The sequence below is a fragment of the Gemmiger sp. An50 genome (assembly GCF_002161595.1).
GTDB lineage: Bacteria > Bacillota > Clostridia > Oscillospirales > Ruminococcaceae > Allofournierella.
Genome location: NZ_NFID01000004.1, coordinates 74,372 through 93,453, shown reverse-complemented (window position 1 = coordinate 93,453; position 19,082 = coordinate 74,372). Strand labels below are relative to the sequence as shown.

At 61.9% G+C, this 19,082-nt stretch carries 16 protein-coding genes; 1 reads left to right on the top strand and 15 read right to left on the bottom strand.

Annotated elements, in window-relative coordinates; all coding sequences use genetic code 11:
* Positions 1–29: 29 nt before the first annotated feature.
* From B5G03_RS05590 to B5G03_RS16985, 15 genes are all read right to left on the bottom strand, one after another.
* Positions 30–794: an acylneuraminate cytidylyltransferase family protein gene (locus B5G03_RS05590; protein WP_087180775.1), complete on the bottom strand. Its 765-nt coding sequence runs from the start codon at positions 792–794 to the stop codon at positions 30–32.
* Positions 795–824: 30 nt separating this feature from the next.
* Positions 825–1,751 (bottom strand): Gfo/Idh/MocA family protein, encoded by a 927-nt coding sequence (locus tag B5G03_RS05585; protein WP_087180774.1) that lies wholly within the window; start codon positions 1,749–1,751, stop codon positions 825–827.
* A 37-nt stretch (positions 1,752–1,788) separates the two neighbouring features.
* Positions 1,789–2,766 (bottom strand): Gfo/Idh/MocA family protein, encoded by a 978-nt coding sequence (locus B5G03_RS05580; RefSeq protein ID WP_087180773.1) that lies wholly within the window; start codon positions 2,764–2,766, stop codon positions 1,789–1,791.
* 56 nt (positions 2,767–2,822) lie between these two features.
* Positions 2,823–3,935 (bottom strand): metallophosphoesterase, encoded by a 1,113-nt coding sequence (locus tag B5G03_RS05575; RefSeq protein WP_087180772.1) that lies wholly within the window; start codon positions 3,933–3,935, stop codon positions 2,823–2,825.
* Positions 3,919–5,109, bottom strand: coding sequence for a UDP-N-acetylglucosamine 2-epimerase (gene neuC, locus B5G03_RS05570; RefSeq protein WP_087180771.1), 1,191 nt, complete (start codon positions 5,107–5,109; stop codon positions 3,919–3,921). The genes B5G03_RS05575 and neuC overlap by 17 nt, the downstream gene beginning before the upstream one ends.
* Positions 5,110–5,150: 41 nt before the next feature.
* Positions 5,151–6,146, bottom strand: a complete 996-nt coding sequence (neuB, locus tag B5G03_RS05565; protein ID WP_087180770.1) for an N-acetylneuraminate synthase — start codon at positions 6,144–6,146, stop codon at positions 5,151–5,153.
* A 98-nt stretch (positions 6,147–6,244) separates the two neighbouring features.
* Positions 6,245–7,294, bottom strand: a complete 1,050-nt coding sequence (locus B5G03_RS05560) for a sugar phosphate nucleotidyltransferase (RefSeq protein WP_343286890.1) — start codon at positions 7,292–7,294, stop codon at positions 6,245–6,247.
* 31 nt (positions 7,295–7,325) lie between these two features.
* Positions 7,326–8,486, bottom strand: a complete 1,161-nt coding sequence (locus B5G03_RS05555; protein ID WP_087180769.1) for a LegC family aminotransferase — start codon at positions 8,484–8,486, stop codon at positions 7,326–7,328.
* Positions 8,487–8,545: 59 nt separating this feature from the next.
* Positions 8,546–9,190: a hypothetical protein gene (locus B5G03_RS05550; RefSeq protein WP_087180768.1), complete on the bottom strand. Its 645-nt coding sequence runs from the start codon at positions 9,188–9,190 to the stop codon at positions 8,546–8,548.
* Positions 9,187–11,214, bottom strand: a complete 2,028-nt coding sequence (locus B5G03_RS05545; protein WP_087180767.1) for a hypothetical protein — start codon at positions 11,212–11,214, stop codon at positions 9,187–9,189. The genes B5G03_RS05550 and B5G03_RS05545 overlap by 4 nt, the downstream gene beginning before the upstream one ends.
* Positions 11,215–11,355: 141 nt before the next feature.
* A complete protein-coding gene (locus B5G03_RS05540) occupies positions 11,356–12,024 on the bottom strand; it encodes a hypothetical protein (protein WP_087180766.1) in 669 nt (222 codons plus the stop codon).
* Positions 12,021–14,036 (bottom strand): hypothetical protein, encoded by a 2,016-nt coding sequence (locus B5G03_RS05535; RefSeq protein ID WP_140401642.1) that lies wholly within the window; start codon positions 14,034–14,036, stop codon positions 12,021–12,023. Before B5G03_RS05535 ends, B5G03_RS05540 begins: the two co-directional genes overlap by 4 nt.
* A 34-nt stretch (positions 14,037–14,070) precedes the next feature.
* Positions 14,071–15,738: a DUF2142 domain-containing protein gene (locus B5G03_RS05530; RefSeq protein ID WP_162613348.1), complete on the bottom strand. Its 1,668-nt coding sequence runs from the start codon at positions 15,736–15,738 to the stop codon at positions 14,071–14,073.
* Between the two features lie 324 nt (positions 15,739–16,062).
* On the bottom strand, positions 16,063–17,046 hold the full coding sequence (locus B5G03_RS05525) for an NAD-dependent 4,6-dehydratase LegB (RefSeq protein WP_087180763.1): 984 nt from the start codon (positions 17,044–17,046) through the stop codon (positions 16,063–16,065).
* Positions 17,047–17,145: 99 nt separating this feature from the next.
* On the bottom strand, positions 17,146–17,511 hold the full coding sequence (locus B5G03_RS16985; RefSeq protein WP_140401641.1) for a hypothetical protein: 366 nt from the start codon (positions 17,509–17,511) through the stop codon (positions 17,146–17,148).
* Here B5G03_RS16985 and B5G03_RS05520 point away from each other — a divergent pair.
* Entirely contained in the window at positions 17,500–19,065 is a 1,566-nt protein-coding gene (locus B5G03_RS05520) for an MBOAT family O-acyltransferase (RefSeq protein ID WP_087180762.1), read from the top strand. The genes B5G03_RS16985 and B5G03_RS05520 overlap by 12 nt on opposite strands.
* Positions 19,066–19,082 lie beyond the last annotated feature (17 nt).

Sequence of the window (19,082 nt, the reverse complement as noted above, 5' to 3'; positions counted from 1 at the left end):
GCGAGAGCCGCAGGCCCCCGCGCCGCGTTTTATTCCCGGATGTTGTCCCGCACCTGGGCAAACTCCGGCAAGGTCTTGAACAGATGCCCGGCGATGACCTCCATCAGCAGGAAGTCCTCTTCGCTGTCGATGTCCAGCACGCCGGTGTCCAGCATCTTGCTCACGCCGATCTTGCCGTCCCACAGAATGCCGGTGGTGTTGTTTGCCAAAAAATCCCCGCGGAACACATAGATGCTGGCGTTCACGTCGTAAAACACCGGGGCCTGCTGACGGGCGGTGTAGGTGGCGTTGTCGATGCCCTTTTCCACGTGGTCGCCGCAGTCCCGCACCATATTGAAGCAGGGGTTCCGGCGGGACTCGGTGACGCTGAACACCAGGTCCAGGTCAGGACGGGCAGCCTTCATCTCAAAGGCGTTCTGCACGTCCTTGGCGGTGCGCAGCGGGCTGGTGATGTCCAGATCCATCACGTAATCATAGGTGCAGCCGTTTTTCTCCTCCATGCGGGCCAGGCTGTCCTGAAAGACGGCCATCTTGGGCACCGTGTCGCCGCCCAGCGCCTCGCCGCGGGGCAGGAAGACCACCTCGGGGTATTTGGCGGCCACCAGGTCCGCCAGGGCTTGGCTGTCGGTGTTCAGGCAGATGTCCACCTGCACGTCCGGCCGGGCAGCCTTGAACAGGGAGGCGGCGCTCAGGGTGTAATACACCAGCGGCTTTTCACAGAACACCTTCAGATTCTTGTTTTTGAATCCCTTGCTGCCTGCGCGGCCGCAGATGGTGATGAGCAGTTTTTCCACGTTTCGTTCCTTCTTTCGGATTGATTCCTTTTATTCCTCGCCCAGGGTCAGCTTGAGCACGTCCAGCGCCATGGCCGGGCTGTTGATGCTCTCGCCCTGGCCGTTGATGGCGTAGTCCAGGAAATACTCCATCTCCCGCATGTAGCGGTCGTTCACCGGCTCCTCAAAATGCTGCACCAGGCCGTTGGCCAGGGTCAGGGTACCCTCGCCGAAGTCGGCGGTCACGGTGCCGTCGGCGCAGAACAGCTCGATGGTGCGCCGGTAGGTGCGGCCGAAGTAGTCCAGATGGATCTCCGCCAGCATATGCGGATAGCGAGCGATGTAGATAGACAGATCGTCCGAGTCGATTTCCAGATCGGAATAGGTGCCCTTGAAGTTGTAGCTTTCCAGGGGCTTGCCGAACAGCTCCACCATGTAGTCCCACTCGTGGATCAGATCGATGGTCACACCGCCGCCCATGTCCTTGTGGGCGGAGTAGACCTTGCGGTAGTCCACACCCGGCCGCCAATCCGGCAGGTAGGACGAGCAGATGACCCGGGCGGAGTAGGGCCGCAGGGTGGGCATCAGCTTTTTCAGCGCCAGGAAGGTGCCGCACCAGCGCATGGGCGCGGCCACATAGGCCTTCTGGGTCTCCAGACCCAGCTCGGCCAGGTCGTAATCGGTGTGATCGAAGATGGGCTTTTCGATGAACAGGTTCTCCGCCTTGCCCGCCAGGCCCGCCAGAGTGGAGGCATGCAGGCCGGTGGGGTTGGTGATGAAGGCCACGTCGTAGTGACCCAGCTGCTCGAAGTCGATGTACTGGTGCTTGATCACCGCCGCCAGCTCGGGGGGCAGGGGCTTTAAGCTGGAGCGCAGCGCGTCCACCTCCAGCGGAATGCCCCGCCGGGAGGCGATGTGGATCAGGTTGTTCAGATGCCGCTTGCCGATGGAACCCAGCCCCACAAACAATACTTTCATGGTACTTCCTCCTTTTGCATTTTTCCGAAAACCGGCCTTATGCCTCCTCGATGGCCTCGATCAGCCGGATGGTCTCCAGATCCTTTTCGAAGCTGTAGCGGGGTTGCTCGGCGCCCTTGAGCACCGCGAAGAAGTTGGCCAGCTCGTCCACGTAGGCGTTTTCCACGATGTTGTCGCTGTAGCGGGAATCGTGCTCAAAGCTCTCGTAGGTGTTCACCGGCAGCTTTTCGCCCTTGTCGTGGTCGAAGGTGTAAAGGCTCTTGGGGTTGCCCTCCCAGAACAGGTGCAGTCCTTCGCCAAAGCATTCAAAGTTGCGCACCGCCTTGGGGCTCACCACATCCACCGCCAGCATGCCCTTCACGCCGTTTTCGTGGCGCAGGGTCACAAAGTAGCTGTCCGGGTAGTCCACCTCCAGCTGGCTGATCTTGTCCTTTTCCACATGCAGGCTCTTCACCGGGCCGAAGGTGTCCAGCAGCCAGGGCAGGTCGATGCCGAAGATCTCCCGCACGCCGCCGGTGCGCTTGTCGCCCACGAAGAAGTTCTTGTAGTTCTCCCAGGGGTGCCAGTCCGGCAGGTACTGGCCGATGTGGTAGATGTAGTTCACCGGCTTGTCAAAGGCTTTCACCTGCTGTTTGATGTACTGGGTCTCGCCCCGGTAGAGCATGGTGGAGGAAAGAAACAGGGGCAGGCCCTTTTCCTTCGCCTTTTTCATGTTCTCTTCGTAGCCGTCGCTCACCAGGTTCAGCTCGGTGAACACCGGCAGACCCGCATCCAGCAGCTCACTGATGATAGCCGCATGGGTGATGGGGGCGGTGCAGACCAGTGCCGCGTCGAACTGCTCGGCCGCCACCGCTTCGCCGATGCTGGCATAGGCGGTGATGCCCAGACCCTCGGCCTCAGCCCGGCGGGACTCGGTGGTGTCCACGCCGCTGATCTGGATGGATGCATCCATTCCCTTGGCCAGGCGGGCACGGCGCTTGCCCATGCTGCCCAGACCCACGATCAAAAGTTTCATTTGTTCACACCTCGCGTTTTTTGTTCCGGCCCGCCCGTTCTGGCATGGGCCGGGGTTCATTCCTGTTGCAGCCAGCTGGCCGGGACCCAGCCGGGCCGGTCGCCGGTTTTGATCAGCGCCCAGTCCCCTGCCCGGGCGGCAAGGCCCACCTGCTGGCCGGTTTGCAGCGGCGGGCGGTAGTCGGTGTAGTCGTCCGCCAGCTTCCAGCCGCTTTCCGTCTGCTCCACCAGCTGAGCCGGGGCCCAGAATTCCCGGCCGGTCGTTTCGTGGCGGCAGCGGCACAGTTCGCCCTGCCATTGCAGGGGCTGCACCCCATAGCTGGGCCAGTTGATGTTCACGGTGGCGGGCTTTTCCGCCTGCGGGCGCAGCACCCGGGCGGCGGGCAGATCGTCCACCCATTCGCAGCCCAGATATCTGCCGTCCTGTAAAACCACGCCGTTCAGCTGGCCGCCGGTCTTGACCCGGTTGCCCCCGTCGATGCAGAGGATGTTCCGCGCCTTGTCATAATAAGAAGAAAGGCGGCACTCGGTCAGGTCGTAATTGCAGGCCGGATAATGGCCCACGATCAGCAGACGGTCGAAACGCCCGGCGGTTTGCAGAAAACCCCGCCGGGTGATCACATCCACCGGGTCCTGCTCCTGCGGGGGCTTGGCCGCATCCATGGCCGCGTGAGCGAAATAATACTGCTCACTTGCCAGGATGCGGGGCAGCCCGGTCAGAAAGGCCGCCTGCTCCGGATAGGCCCGGCAGAGGGCCTGGATGGTGCCGTGGGCATCCGCCAGTGCCTCGCTCCGGCCGATGCCCTGAGCCGCGCACTGCTCCCAGAACAGCTGCCTGGGCTGGCGGTCCAGAAACACCGGCAGCCAGGGGGCCTCGGCCTCGTCGTTCATGCCGTCGCAGTTGCCCAGCAGGATGTACACATCCGGCAGCGCCGCAAGCTCCATGGCGAGGTCCAGCATGGCCATGTTCTCTTCGCCCTTGGTCAGAAGGTCCCCCGCCAGCACCAGTGCATCGGTGCCGGGGCGGTAATCCAGTTTTTTTAAAAGGCGTTCCAGCAGAGCCTTGCAGGCGTGGATATCGCTGATGGCAAGCACCCGCTGGCCCGGCTTGAACTCCGCTTTCCGGAGCATGCCCGGGGCCATCGGGTACCGCTTACTCCACGGGTCCATCGTAGAACCCCTTGGGCGCGCCGAAGTCCGGCCGGGCCAGCTGCCGACGCAGAACTTCCACAATGCGGCCGCTGGTATCGCCCCCGTTGTAGGGGCTCACGGTCTGTTTTGCCCTGGCGGAAAATTCCGGGCTGAAGGCGGTTTCCAGAGCCGCCCGAATCTCGCCCTCCTCAGCCTTGCAGCAGAGCACGTTGGGGCAGATGATCCGCCCGGCCTGCCGCTCGCCGATGTTCACCGTGGGCACCCCGAAGGTGGGGGTCTCCACCACGCCAGAGGAGGAATTGCCCACCACCGCCGCCGCGCAGGCCATGGCGGAGAGATACCGCTTGACCCCGAGGCTGGTAAAGGCAATGGCCTTGTCGGGATATTGTTCCACCCAACGGTCGATCAGCTCATTGATGGCAAGTCCGCCCGCGTCCGCGTTGGCCTTGGTGATGAGCCAGCGCACCGGGCGAGTCTTTTGCAGCTGCTCCATGGCGGCCAGCAGCTGGGCCACCTGTTCGGTGGGGCTGGCCCCGCCGGCGGTTTCCGGGTGGAAGGTGACCAGGGCGAAGGGGCCGGAGAGATCAAAGCCCAGGCTCTCGCTCAGTTCTTCCCGGCTCATCTTGGGCATGGTGCGGATGTTCTCATCCCCCAGCCCCCCCACGTTGAACACGGTGTCCGGCGCTTCGCCCATGCGGATGACCCGCCGGGCATATTCCGCGCAGCTGGGGAAATGCAGGTGGGCCATCTTGGTAATGCAGTGGCGGTAGTAGTCGTCCGCCGCGCCCAGGGTCACGTCGCCGCCACTGATATGGGCGATGGGCACCCCGGTCATGGCCGCCGCCTGGGCCGCCGCGAAGATCTCGTACCGGTCGCCCAGCACCAGCACCGCGTCCGGCTTATGCTCCCAGAACCAGCGGCTGAACTGCTGGATGGTATAGGCCACCGTGTCCGCCGTGGCCAGCGGGCCGTTACCAAATTTCAGAATGGGGATGCGGGCGGCGATGGGTACCCCGTCCGCTTCGATCTCCTGCACGGTATTGCCGAATTCCGGGGCCAGATGGGCACCGGTCACCAATACTTTTAGTATAAAATCGTCAGATTTTAACAGTTTTTGGATCACCGGACGCAACAGACCGTACTCGGCCCGGGTCCCGGTGACGACCGCAAGGGTCTTTGGCTGGGCTGCCATGGGCAGCACCCCCTTTTGTAGTTTCCATCAAGCCGCTTTGCTCACAGCTCGATTTTTTCGTCCTCTTCAAAATCCCGCTTGGCGGTCTTGCCCAGCACCTCGTACCAGCGCATGGGGCTGATGCCGTCGCCGGGGCGTTTGGTGGTCAGGTTGTCGGCGGTGAAGGTCTCCCCCGCCTTGATGTCCCGGGCCGCCACGATGCTCTTGCGGGCGATGGGCTTGTTTTTGGCTTCGCTGGTGCTCACCGCCTTGCAGCCGGTGCCCAGGGCGGCTTCGGTATGGCGCACCGCATCCACCATGGCTTTCAGCTCGGCGGGCTCCAGGCTGGCCTTGTGGTCCGGGCCCTCCATGGTCTTGTCCAGCGTGAAGTGCTTTTCAATGACCGTTGCCCCCAGAGCCACCGCAGCCACGTCGCACTCCCAGCCGGAGGTGTGGTCGGAAAGGCCGTAGGGCAGACCGAACTGCTCGCCCAGCTCCAGCATGGCCAGCAGATTCGCGTCCTCGTAGGGGGTGGGGTACTCGGTGTTGCAGTGCAGCACGGTCACCTCAGGGCAGCCGTTTTCCTCCAGGATGCTCAGGGCATCCTCGATCTCGGGCAGGGTGCTCATTCCGGTGGACAGGATCACCGGCTTTTTGGTGCGGCCCACCGCCTCCAGATAGGGCAGGTTGGTGATCTCGCCGCTGGGCACCTTGCACATGGGCAGGTCCAGGCTGGCCAGGAACTCCACGCTGGGCAGGTCGAAGGGGGCGGACAGATACTGGATGCCGATGGAATCGCAGTATTCCTTCAGCTCCTTATGGGCCTCAAAGCCGAAGTGGATGCGGCGCACCATCTCCAGCTGGCTCTCCTCGGCCCCGGTCTCCCGCTTCTGATACTCCGCCTTCTGGGCGAATTTGGAGATGACCAGCTCGGGCACGGCGGTCTGGTATTTCACCACATCCGCGCCGCATTCCTTGGCCACCAGGGCCATCTTCTTGGCCAGCTCCAGACTGCCGTTGTGGTTCACACCGGCTTCCGCAATGATCAAAACGCTCATGGAATCGCTCCATTTCTTATACAAAACGTAATTTTTATTTGCTTTTCAACTGTTTTTCACCGGTTTTCGGCCGCAGGCGCGGCCGTTTTGCGGAAAAATCAGCTGTTGCCCTCCAGGCGGCGGCGCATGTGGTCCAGCTCTTCGATCTGGCCCATGTCCATCCAGCTCTGCTCGCTGATGGGGTACACGCCCACCTTTTCACCGATGGAGCGGTAGTGCTCGATGATGTCGGTGAAGCCCTGCTTCTTTCCGTCCTCCAGCTCCTCCACCACGCGGGGCTCCACCACATACACACCGGTGTTGGTGAGGAAGTTCATCTCCGGCTTTTCCCGCATGGTCTGGATGGTGCCGTCGTTGTTCAGCTCGATGACCCCGTAGGGCACGGTGAAGTGCTTCACCGCACAGACCATGGTAATGAGGTTGCCCTGGCTCTTGTGGTAGTTCAGGATATCGCCGTAGTCGGCATCCAGCAGGATGTCGCAGTTGGACAGAAAGAAGGTGTGGTCCAGCTTGCCCTTCAACAGGCACAGACCGCCGCCGGTACCCAGAGGCTGGTCCTCATCCGCGTAGGAAACCTGATAGCTCTTCTCCAGATCGTTGAAGTAGCTCTTGATCATGTTCTTTTTATAGTTGACCACCAGATGGAAATCGGTGCAGCCGAAATCGCAGAAGCGGTCGATGATGAGCTCCAGGATAGGGCGCTCGCCCACCGGGATCAGGGGCTTGGGCAGGATCTTGGTATAGGGGTACAGGCGGGTGCCCAGACCGCCGGCCATGATAACCACCGACAGCCCGGCGCAGGTGCGGTTGTCCAGATCCACGCCGCTGGTGAAGATGATGTCCACAATGCGGCCCTGCTTGTCCAGCAGGGGCAACGCGTCGATGCCCTGCTCTTCAATGTAGGCCCGGGCGCGACCGCGCTGCTCCAGAGGCAGGCTTTTGGGGTGGTAGTTGGCGGCCTCGCGCAGCGGGCCCTCCAGCGCGCCGCCCCGCAGAATGTACTTGCGGATGTCGCCGTCGGTCACCGCCGCCGCCAGCTTGCCCTCCGGGGCAATGAACAGGATGCGCTGGCCGGTCTCGTCCAGCTTTTTCAGGGTATTCAGCACACTGGTATTTTCGTCGATCAGCAGCTCGTCGATGCGCAGCATGGGCGCTCGCCTCTCTTTCGTGGATGTATTGTTACAGCGCCAGCAGCGCGTCGATGACCCGCTGGCAGTCCTCGCGGGTCAGGTTGGTGGAGCAGGGCAGGTTCACGATCTTAGCCCGGTAGTCCTGGGCCTTCTCGTCGCTGAACACCTGGTTTTTGCCGTAGTCCGCCTGCTCGTGGATCAGCGCCCACACCGGACGGGTCTGGATCTTCTGCTCCTTCAGTGCCTGAATGATGGCGTCACGCTGGTGGCGGGAATCCTCCAGATAGAGGGAGAAGAACCACTTGTTGGAGCGGGTGCAGTCGTCCCGGAAGGGCAGGATGCGGTAGCCGTTCTTGCCGTCCAGGGCGTCCTTGTACATCTGCCACATCTCATGCTTGTGGGCGATGAAGCCCTCCACCTGCTCGATCTGAGCCAGGCCCAGCGCCGCCTGCAGGTTGGTCAGGCGGTAGTTGTAGCCCACCTCGTCGTGCAAAAACTGCAGCTCGTCGACCTTGGCCTGGGTGGACAGATGCTTTGCATGCTCGGCCCAGTCCGGATGGTTGGAGACCACCATGCCGCCGCTTCCGGTAGTGATGAGCTTGTTGCCGTTGAAGCTGTAAACGCCCACGTCGCCGATGGTACCGGCGTACTTGCCCGCGAAGGGACCGCTGGTGTAGTAGGTGCCCAGAGCCTCGGTGGCATCCTCGATCAGAATCAGGTTGTATTCCTTGGCAATGCGGGTGAACTCCACCATATCCGCCATGTTACCGAACACATGCACCACCAGCAGGGCCTTCACATGGCGGCCGGTGGTGTTGTTGATCAGCTTGCCGTCTTCCATGTGGCACTCCTCTTTGCAGAAGCGCTCGGCGGCGGCGGGGTCCATGCACAGGCTGTCGTCACAGCCGATGAACACCGGCTCGGCATTGGCATAGCGCACCGGGTTGACCGCGGCGATGAAGGTGAGGGTGGGCACGATCACTTCGTCGCCCATGCCCACGCCGGAGATCAGCATGGCCAGGTGCAGGCCGGAGGAGCCGCAGTTGCAGGCCACGGCCCGGTCCATGTGCACATAGTCGGCGATGGCCTTTTCAAAGTCGCCCACCTTGCTGCCGCCGGTGGACACCCACTCGCTGACCACCGCGTCGTTCACATATTCTTTTTCCTTGCCGGAAAAATTGGGAACGGACAAAGGAATAAAGTTTGCCATTTTCAATAACCTCTTTTCCAAAGATTGGGCTGGCGCCGTGCCGCTGTTGAAAGCGGCACTCAGCGCTTTTTCTTTGCTTGATATGTTTGCCAGGCGCTTTGAGCCAGCGACAGCGCGCAGGCCGCAAGCCCCGGGTAAAGCACCAGTTCCATGGCCCCGTACCAGCCGGGGGCAAAGTAGCTGACCACGCTGGCCGGCTCGTTCATGGAAAAGCCGGAAAAGGTCATGGTCACGGGCTTGCCCTCCTCGGGGCTGCAGGGGTCCAGCCGCAGGGCGGCAATGCTGCTCTGGGGCAGAGTGTACACATAACTGCCGTCGTCCTGCTGGGCGGCAAAGACCCGCTTGTTCACGCTGAAGTCCTCGCCCTCGGCGTTTGTGTAATACAGGCACATCTCCCGGGGGCTGCGGTCGAAGGTGGCCGTCAGGCGCAGGGTGCGCACCGTCATGCCGTCGGTGTTATGCCAGATCATCTGGGGGTCGCCGCTGGTGGTGATGTAGCTGCCGTCCTCCAGCAGTTGCATGTCCACCAGCTCAAAATTCTCCAGGGTAAGCTCACACTGGTAAAGGTTTCCGCCCGCCTTGGCAATTGTATCCATTCCAAGGCTCCAGACGCTGCCCCCCAGCCAGACGATCAGCGCCACCACATAGCACAAAAGGGGCAGAAAGGCCGGGCGTTCCAGCCATTGTTTCAGTTTCGGAATCATCGGGGCACCTCCATCGCCACCGGCTCATAGCCGTCGGGCGTGATGCGGTAGAGCAGCGTTTCGCCGTTTTCGGCGGCGGCCAGGCCATCGGTGAACAGGCTGCCGTATCCGGCCACAAAGCCCGCGTCCAGCTTGTCCACAAAGATGTATTCGCAGCCGCTCTCGGCCACGGCCTTCGCAAAGTCCTCGGTGCTGTAAGCATGGAAATAGATCGCGCCCTCCACATCCTCCGAGGGCATGTTCTCGGGCAGACAGAAGGTACCGCCGCCCGCGCCATACAGGCCGGTCTCCTTGTTTTCCTCCCAACCGCTGTAGTCCAGAATGTTGGGCTGGAAGTAGCAGCTGTAGGTGAACCACAGCAGGCCGTTGTCACCCTGGCTCACAAAGAAGATGCGGTCGTCCTCGTCGATCTGGGCCTTCACCGCGTCCACCTTTTCCATGATCAGGTACTGGTCCGCGAAGGTGGCATCGGAAAAGCCCAGCACGCTCATCTGGGGTAGCACCATCATATTCACCCGCAGCAGCATCAGGCAGGCAAAGGCCAGTGCACCGGTTTGAGCCAGCAGCCGCCAGCGCCCGGTCTGCACCACCCAGGAAAGCACCGCCGCGGCAATCAGGAACCAGGCGATGTAGTAGGTGTTCATGTAGCGGCTGTAATCATCCAGATTCACCGCCTGAGAGGGCTTGAAGATGAAGCCGTAGCTCAAGGCAATCACATAGCTGTAGGCCACAAAGCCCAGACTGCTCAGCCCCATCCAGCACAGTACACGCAGCCGCTGGCGCATACCTTTTGCGAACACCAGCGCGATCACGAACAGAACAAGAATCATCGCCGCGACCACCACACCCGGGCCGATCATGGAAAGGGTCCATTTTTCACTGCTGAAAAAAGCGTCCCACATGTCGGCCATGGCAGTGTAGAACTGCTCCTGCCGGGCTGCGTACTCCTCCGATACCGGCAGGCCCAGCAGCATCTTGGTGCCCTGCAGTGCCGCGCCAAAGGGGCTCAGGGAGGTCACACCGGTGCCGCCGCTCTCAGCGTTTTTCTGCACCAGTACCGCGATGTAATTGCTCCATATTTTATACTGAGCCAACGGCGCTGCCAGACACAGCACCGCGAAGCCGAACCGCCGGGCCAGACCCTGCTTCCAGCGGTCCTTGTAATCAAAGAGGAAGGCATCCGCCGCGATGCAGCCCGCCGCAATCAACGCAATGGGGAAGGTGTTGTCCTTGATGTTGGCCAGCAAAGCCAGAACCGGCAGTACCGCCCAGCGGGGTCCCGCGCCCTTTTCGCTGCGCAGAGCGATCCACATGGCCACCGCGCCGCCCGCCAGCATGCCGGCGGGTATGTCGCCGTAGGCGCTCATGTAGGTATCGTCAAGGAAGATGGTACGGGCGTACACCGTGAAGAACCAGGGGGTGCACCAGCCGATCACCGCCATGGGCAGCGCCAGCCGGTAATGCTTGAAGCCAATGACGCCCACCAGTGCGGCGATGCAGGCGAACAGCAGCAGGTCGTAGGCCAGATACACCTTAAAGGGCGCGAATGCGCCGAAGAACTGCACAAAGTAGCTCAACACGATCAGGCCACAGTTCTGGGTGGCCTGCCAGGGCGTGCCGTATTCACAGATGGTGTACAGATGATCGGTGGTACTGGTCATCTGCGCCGCCGGGCCCCAGAAGCTGAACTCGTCGAAATCGTGAAACATGGGCTGGCGGATGGAAAAATACACCGCGAAGCTGACAGCCAGCCCCCAGAACACCACCGCGCCGGGGCTGAGCAGCCGCCGGGCCTCGCTGCGTTTGGTCACCAGGGCAAAGACGCCCAGGCCCCAGGCCGCCAGATAGAACACCCAGCCGCCCGCCACCAGCAGATCCGCCACACCCGCCAGGGTGAACCAGATGCTGGTGATACCCAGCGCGGCAAGCGGAGCCAGCGCACTGTGCAGCCGTGCCTTCAGCGTAAGGAAGGCGCACAGGCCGAACAGGGCCGTAAAACTCAAAACCAGATCAAAATACTGCAAGCTCATTTCTCCTTTTTAAAGGCGATACCGCGTGATTCCAGGTGGTGGAACGCGCTTGGAAATTTTTTGTGAGGCGAACCCAAAAGCACAGGCAATCCTTGGTGGATTGCCGAGCATTTTGGGAAAACATCACGGAAAATTTCAGCGCGGGTCGCCGCCTGAACCTTTACGGTGTGAATTACGCGGTGTTGCCCGGAAAGGTTCAGGCTCTAAAATTGCCCACAGCTCCCACAGCACCGCAACAGCCACCGGCGGCGCCAGCAGCCCCAGCACAAGGCCGGTGGCGGTGGGAACAAAGGCGGTGTACCAGCCCTCGGCCGGGTTCAGGGTCACCCCGTTAAAGCGGGTGGTCACGCCGCCCACGCTGTCCGGGTCCAGACGAATCTCACTCACCACGCACCCGCCCAGATCAAAGCGGTACACGCCATCCGCGGTCTTTTGTGCATACACCATCTGGGCCGCGGAAAAATCCGCCTGGCCCGGCTCTTTCCAGTAGAGCACCACCGCCTGGCCGGGGGTGAGCTGCTCCACGCGCAGCTCCACCGTTTCCAGATAAATCCCTTCCGGATTCGGGGCGGTCCAGTGCAGCTGGGGGTCGGTGTCGGTGGAGACGTACCACACGCCTTCCCCCTGCCCTTCCAGCTCCTGCACACCCACGCCGGTCAGGTCCTGCCAGGCAAGCTCGGTCTGTGTCTTCATTCCTTTATGGGCATACCAGGCGCTTTTGGCAAGGCTCACCCCGCCAAAAATCAGCCAGAGGGCCAGCACGGCAAGGTAGGCCGCCGCCAGCCAGCGAATCGGTCGTTTCATGCCGCGCCTCCTTCCTCGCGCACCCAACGCACGGTGTCGCCCTCATACTCCACCCGCAGCAGGATCACCGAATCGGTGCGCCGGTCGGGCAGATCGTCGATGCCAAAGGCGGGGCCGATGATCCCGGCGATGTAATCGTCGCTCTCGTCGATGAGGATGTGGGTGTAGCGCTTGTCCAGCAAAAACAGCCGCAGATCGTCCGCCGTGCAGACGGTCTGGTAGGGGTACACCTCCGGCATGCCCTCCTGCGCACGGGCCGGGTCCACCAGATTCATGTGGGTGGTGTCCCAGCTCCAGTCGCCCTCGTGGCCGTAGCCGAAGCCGCCGAAGCCCCGGGCCAGAGTGGCGTTCAGGTCGTAGCCGAAGTAGTTCCAGCGGGTGGCGTCGTCGCCCTGGCTGATGAGCAGAACAGTATCGTCCCAATCCAGCAGGTCGTTCACCTGCCCGGCCCGCTCCTTCACGTCATCCCGCACCGCGTAGACCACATGGGGATAGTTCCAGAATCCCGCGGCAGGCACGCCCCGCCAGCCGATCAGCACACAGAACACCGCCAGCACGCCCACACCGGCCAGCCGGGCCAGCTTGGCCCACGCGCCGCCAAAGCCCGCCCGGGCCAGAAGGCCCAACGCCATCAGGAAAAAGCCCAGATAATAAGGTCCGATGTAGCGGATGTAATCCTTCAGCTCCAGGGCCTCCGCGTCCTTGAAGTTGAACACATACAAAAACAGGTGGAACACCAGAAAAGCCACCAGCGCCAGGGTGCCGAACACTGCCAGCACCACCGGCCGGCGGCGCTCCTCCCCCTTTTTCTGGGCAAAGAACACCACAGCCAGCACAAGGAAGATGGCCGCCAGCGCCAGCGCACCGCCGCCCAAAAGGCAGACCGGCACGCTCACCGGGCTTTTCAGCATCAGGGCGCTCACCTGGGTGAACTTTTCGGTGGGCTCCTCCAGCCGCAGCAGCTGCCGCACGCCGGAAAGGATGGCCGCCCCCTGACTCATGGCCGCGTCGCCGCTGCCCACGGTGGTTTTATCCGCGCCGGTCATAGCCGCCACATAGCGGGTCCAGCCCAGGTAAAAGCCCGCCACCGGAACGGCCAGCAGCACGCCGCCGCCCACTGCCTTGGCCAGCCGGCGGACAAAGCCCGCCAGCGACCCGGTGAGCAGCGCATCCGCGCAGATAAGGCCCACCGCGATCAGGGCATAGGCAAGGCCCATATCCTTGATGAGGGTCAGAAAGCTCACCTGCACCAGCAGCACCGGCAGGCAACAGATCTTGTCTTTTAATGCAAAATACAGGCAGACCGTGGCCCCGAACACAAAGCCCAGGGGCAGATCGCCCAGCACCGAGAGATATACGGTGGACAGCTCCCCCACCGAGGGGGCGCTGAAAAAGTAAGGCAGCAGGAACCCGCAGCCCGCCAGCACCAGAGTGCCCGACCAGCGTTTGCCCGCCAGTGCAGCCATGGCGGCCACCGCCGCGGCCAGCATGGCGTCGTAGGCAAAGTAGGCGCTCCACTCCGAGAACCCGGCGCTGAAGAACTGGAACAGATAGACCACCAGCATCATGCCCGGGTTGGAGGCCTTGGCCAGCAGATTGCCATGAGCTGCCGGGTGCAGCACATTCTGCAGCTTGGTCAGCTTGGCCGCCGAACCCCACAGGGTGAATTCGTCGTTCTGGGCAAACTCCGGCCGGGTGATGGCAAACACCACCAGAAAGAACACACTGGCCGCTAAAAACACACCGAAGGCCGGTGTGAACAGGGTCTCCAGCGTTTCGGCCAGCCGGCGGCGAGCCAGCAGAACGGCCACAAGCGCCGCCGCGCCCAGATAAAACAGCCAGCCGCCCACCGGCAGCAGGCCCAAAAAGCCCCAAAGGCAGAGCCACACCGCCCCGCCGCCGATCACCGGCAGCGCAAACAGGGCGGCATCCGCCCGGCAGATCCGGGCCAGGAAGGCGCTGTACAGCCCAATGGCCGCCAGCGCCAGGAATCCGCTGATCGTTACCATCACGCGTTTTCCCCCTTTTCAGTCAAGTTAAAATCGGTCAGCCGGGCAAAACGAACACCGGCCCGATGAAGTAATGCTGGAACAGCAGCACCGCACCCAGCATGCCGAAGGCGGCAAAGGTCCACAGCGCCACCGCCTGGGGCTTTTTCTGCCCCGCGGCAAGGCGCGGCTCCAGCACATGGCTGAGCACCGCCGCCAGCAGCACCGTGAGCATCAAGAACGCGGGCAGGAAGTACCGCGCCTGCACACCGATGATGCGGATCATGCCCACCGGTGTGCTGGTGATATACATGGCAGTGGCCGCGCCGGTGATGTAGAGCACGCTCAGCGCGCCCAGGCCCAGGGCGGGCGCGGGCTTCAGGCTGCTCTTCTCATGCACCGACAGCACCGCGCCGAACAACAGCAGCATGGGGCTGATCAGGCTGATGAAGGGCACCTCCAGATCCAGCGCGCCGAACAGGCCCATCTGGCCCACGTAGAATTTGTTTTCGTAGAAGGTGCCCAGCAGCACCGCGATATAGCGCAGCGGGTTCGAGAGGATGAACGCCAGCTGCTCCACCTCGCCGGCCCCGGCAATCTGCCGCCCCACATAGGGGTAGTTGTAGCGGAAGGCGGTGCCGTACCAGTCGAAGAACTTGCCCAGGGCAAAGCCGCCCACCAGGCAGGCGACCGCCAGCTGCCACTTCTTCCAGCGGGTCTTCCAGGCACTCTTGGGCAGCACGATGGGCAGCACCAGCCACAGCAGGTTGATGTAGGGCTTGGCCACGTTCATCATCACAAAGGCAAACAGGAACAGGGCAATGTCCCGGTCGGTGATCTCGTCCTTGCAGTAGAAGCTGGCCACCAGGTAATAAAAACCCAGCAGGGTGGCGTCGTAGCTCACCGAGGCGGCCATATACAGGCTCAGGGGCAGCAGCATGAAGGCCAGGAACACCGGCTTGTAGCGCTTGCAGTTGCGCAGCGCCAGCCAGCACAGCACCGCATAGGCAGCCAGGTTCGCCAGCCGGGCGGCGTACATGCAGCCCAGCGCGCCGAAGCCCAGCAGCCGGGCGATCAGAATGCCCAGCGCCTGGGGCGCCATGGAGATGGTCATGAAGAAATAGGGCTCGCTCACGGAATTCTCGGCGGGCTGGCCGTCGAAATAGGCGGCAAAGCCGTCGGCCACGCCGCTCACCGGTCCGCCCTCGCCCTGCTGCTTGAGAGCATAGCCCTCGGTGGTGTAGACCCTGGGATTGCCGTCCTCGTCGGTGGTCATGCCCTGGCTGGTGTGACTGTTGACCCAGGCTCCGGGGAAGCTTTCCACCAGCTTGGCCACATCGTCCGGATAGGTGCGGCTGGCATCAAAATCCAGATGCCCCAGGCTCAGCGAATAGCTGCGCAGAAAGTGGTTGGTCTCGTCCGGCGTTTGCAGGGGCGGGTTGGCAAAACAGAACAGCGCGCCGCACAAAAAGATGCAGACGGCGGCCTTGGTATCCAGCTGTTTGACAAAACGTACCAGCAAAAACACCGCCAGGGTGGCCAGGCTGGCCAGGCCCACCATAGCCGCGGTGAGAGGCAGCGCCGCGATGCGTCCCTCCAGGTAATAAAACACCCGCCAGTAATAGGCAAAGCACACGGCCCCGGCGCAGGCGCACAGCCAACCCAGCAGCCAGAACACCCCGCCGGGCAGCCGCCGCAGCCGGGCCAAAATGTTTTGTTGCGTCATAGAAATTCCTTTTCGCTTCGTTGATTTTTGCCGTTTCACAGCGGCGGGAAAACTCCCCTTTTTAAACGGCATAAGCCGGGCAGACCTTTTTGCAAAAGTCCGCCCGGCAATGGCAAGGCAAGCCCGGGGGCATGCCCTGCCCGTGAGCTTATGGCAATACCACATAATTCACGCCTGGCGGCTCAGGCGGCGTATCGCGCCAAAATTTTCCGTGGAATTTTCCAAAAATGCTCGCCAAGCCACCAAGGCTTGTATGTGCTTTTTGGTTCATCCCGCAAAAAATTTTCCGGCGCGCTCCACCACCTGAAATTATGTGGTATCGCCTTACAGATTATAAACGTCCGGCTTGTAGCGGTCCAGGTTGTTTTTCAAGAACTCGATGGTTGCCGCCAGGCCCTGCTCGAAGGTGTACTGGGGTTTCCAGTCGGTCATGGAGCGGATCTTGGTGGAATCGCCCAGCAGGCGGTTGACCTCGCTCTTCTCGGGGCGCAGGCGCTGCTCGTCGCACACGATCTTGGCCTCGGGGTTGATCTGGCGGATCAGCTCGTTGGCCAGATCGCCGATGGAATGCTCCTCGCCGGTGGCGATGTTCACCTCCTGGCCGATGGCTGCCTCGCAGCCCGCCAGCGCCATGAAGCCCGCCGCGGTGTCCTTCACGTAGTTGAAGTCACGGGTGGGGGTCAGGCTGCCCAGCTTGATCTCGGTGGCGCCGGTGAGCAGCTGGGTGATGATGGTGGGGATCACGGCCCGGGCGCTCTGGCGGGGGCCGTAGGTGTTGAAGGGCCGCACGATGGTGACCGGCAGATCAAAGCTGCGGTAAAAGCTCTCGGCCAGACGGTCCGCGCCGATCTTGGTGGCGGAATAGGGGCTCTGGCCCTGGTAGGGGTGCTTCTCGTCGATGGGTACATACTGGGCGGTGCCGTACACCTCGCTGGTGCTGGTGACCAGGAGGCGCTTGGTGCCCACCTGACGGGCCGCGTTCAGCACGTTCAGGGTGCCCTTGATGTTGGTGTCCACGTAGCTGTCCGGGCTGTGGTAGCTGAAGGGAATGGCGATCAGCGCCGCCAGGTGATACACAATGTCCTGCCCTTCCATGGCGTGACGCACACCGTTGGGATCACGGATGTCGCCCATGAATACCTCGATCTCGTTTTTGATCTCCTTGGGCAGGGTGTCCAGCCAGCCCCAGGTGCCGAAGGAATTGTAGTAGCAGAAGGCCTTGACCTTCTCGCCCTTTCGTACCAGCTCTTCGGTGAGGTGGCTGCCGATGAAGCCGTCGGCTCCGGTGACCATCACAGTGTTCGCCATATCGCAGAATCTCCTTTGCAACTTCGTTTGTTTTTATACCAAATATCCAGCCGCGCCGCCGCCCGCCGCACTGCGGGTCGGGGCCGGTTCGGTTGTTACCTAGTTGTTACTAAGTATAATATAAACCGCCATTAATTTCAACAAAGACAACACCGCACAATTCACGGCGAACGCCTCAGGCGGCGTATCGCGCCAAAATTTTCCGTGGAATTTTCCAAAAATGCTCGCCAAGCCACCAAGGCTTGCCTGCGCTTTTTGGTTCATATCGCAAAAAATTTTCTGGCGTGCTCCACCTCCTGGAATTATGCGGCGTTGCCTAAAAACAGCACCCCTTCCCTTCGCTCCCTCGCCTGGAAGCCTGTTTTCCTTTACAGTGGCCAGAAAAGCCGGTATAATGAGGGTTTGGGAAGGTTTTCCCGCAATATACCGAAATAAAAAGGATGGGCAACCGTTTTGAGCTTTCAAAATCTTTCTTACCTTGCCTTTGCGCCGCTGGTGGCTTTTGTGTACCTGAAGCTTATGCCCCGGCGCTGGCAAAATCATTTTCTGCTTGCGGCAAGCCTTGTTTTCTATTGGTGCAACCGCCCCACGGGCAGCGATTTTTCCGGCCTGTGGCAGGCGCTGCCCATCGCCCTGCTGGCAGCCAGCTGTGTATTCGTGTGGCGCATGGGCCTGAGCCTGCAGGCCGCGCCGCCCGAACAGCGCGGGCGCAGGCTGGCGGCGGCGGTGATCGTGCTGCTGGCAGTTTTGGCGGTGTTCAAGTATTTCAATCTGGCGCTGGCCGTGCTGCCCTTTGCGCCGGGCGTGCTGCACCGCCTGCCCTTCCCGCTGGGCATCAGCTTCTACACCTTCGCTGCCCTCTCCTACCTGATCGACGTGAGCCGGGGCGACATGCCCGCCGAAAAGCGGTTTGTAAATCTGGCGGCCTTCCTCAGCTTTTTCGGCACCATCACCGCCGGACCCATCTGCCGGGCCCAGAAGGTGCTGCCCCAGCTGAACGAGGAGCACCGGTTCGACGCGGCCCGCACCGTGCGGGCGCTGCAGCTGTTCGCCCTGGGCTTCTTCAAAAAGGTGGCGGTGGCAGACGTGCTGATGATGTACGTGAGCCAGGTCTTCGCCGACATCCCCGGCCACGGCGGCCCGGCGCTGCTGGCGGCCACGCTCGGCTACACCTTTTATCTTTACTTTGATTTCGTGGGTTATTCCCAGATGGCCCGGGCCAGCGCTCTCTTGCTGGGGCTGGAGATCCCGGAAAACTTCAAGACCCCCTTCTTTGCCACCAACTTCTCCGGCTTCTGGAGCCGGTGGCACATCAGTCTTTCCAGCTGGCTGCAGGACTATCTGTTCACCCCGCTGGTCTGGGCGGATGCCTCCAAGCTGCCCCTGCTGGGCCGCAAGATCACCCGGTTCTCGCCGGTGTTCTGTGTATTCTGCGTGTTCTTTGTCTCCGGCTTCTGGCACGGCAACACCCTGCCCTTTGTGATCTGGGGCCTTTTACAGGCCGCCTACCGGGTGGGTGAGGAGCTGCTGCATCAGAAGCTGGGCAAGCCCAAAAAGAAAGCCCCTGCCCGCCAGATGTGGGCCAAGCGGCTGGGCGTGTTCCTGCTCTGGAATTTCAGCATGGTGTTCTTCGCCATGGGCAGCGCCATCGGCCAGCCGGAGGGCGAAAGCTATGGCGTGGGCCAGGCCTTCGCCATTCTGAAGGGCTGGTTCTCGGGCTGGTCCCCCGCCCGCTTTGCCTCCGAGAGCTGGCAGGCCATTCTGGGCGGCTTCTACAACAACACCCTCATGGGCGCGGCCTGGCTTGTGATGCTGGCCTGCACCCTGGCCCTGGCCTTCTGGCTGGACTGGCAGCGCAACTTCCAGTTCAAGAACAAGAGCGAGGAGCTGGTGCTCACTGCCCAGAAGCCCGCTGTGCGCTGGGCACTTTACTACGCGCTGGTGCTGTTCAGCTTCGCCGGTCTTATCATGCAGAACGGCGGCTTTGCCGGGGGCAGCTTTGCCTACGGCGGTTTTTAATTCGAATCGCGGAAAGG

Bases quoted from the DNA above. Each gene is read 5' to 3' on its own strand.
- B5G03_RS05585 (WP_087180774.1), bottom strand. From the start codon at position 1,751: ATGAAAGTATTGTTTGTGGGGCTGGGTTCCATCGGCAAGCGGCATCTG.
- B5G03_RS05580 (WP_087180773.1), bottom strand. From the start codon at position 2,766: ATGAAACTTTTGATCGTGGGTCTGGGCAGCATGGGCAAGCGCCGTGCC.
- B5G03_RS05575 (WP_087180772.1), bottom strand. From the start codon at position 3,935: ATGGACCCGTGGAGTAAGCGGTACCCGATGGCCCCGGGCATGCTCCGG.
- neuC (WP_087180771.1), bottom strand. From the start codon at position 5,109: ATGGCAGCCCAGCCAAAGACCCTTGCGGTCGTCACCGGGACCCGGGCC.
- neuB (WP_087180770.1), bottom strand. From the start codon at position 6,146: ATGAGCGTTTTGATCATTGCGGAAGCCGGTGTGAACCACAACGGCAGT.
- B5G03_RS05560 (WP_343286890.1), bottom strand. From the start codon at position 7,294: ATGCTGCGCATCGACGAGCTGCTGATCGACGAAAATACCAGTGTGCTG.
- B5G03_RS05555 (WP_087180769.1), bottom strand. From the start codon at position 8,486: ATGGCAAACTTTATTCCTTTGTCCGTTCCCAATTTTTCCGGCAAGGAA.
- B5G03_RS05550 (WP_087180768.1), bottom strand. From the start codon at position 9,190: ATGATTCCGAAACTGAAACAATGGCTGGAACGCCCGGCCTTTCTGCCC.
- B5G03_RS05540 (WP_087180766.1), bottom strand. From the start codon at position 12,024: ATGAAACGACCGATTCGCTGGCTGGCGGCGGCCTACCTTGCCGTGCTG.
- B5G03_RS05530 (WP_162613348.1), bottom strand. From the start codon at position 15,738: ATGACGCAACAAAACATTTTGGCCCGGCTGCGGCGGCTGCCCGGCGGG.
- B5G03_RS05525 (WP_087180763.1), bottom strand. From the start codon at position 17,046: ATGGCGAACACTGTGATGGTCACCGGAGCCGACGGCTTCATCGGCAGC.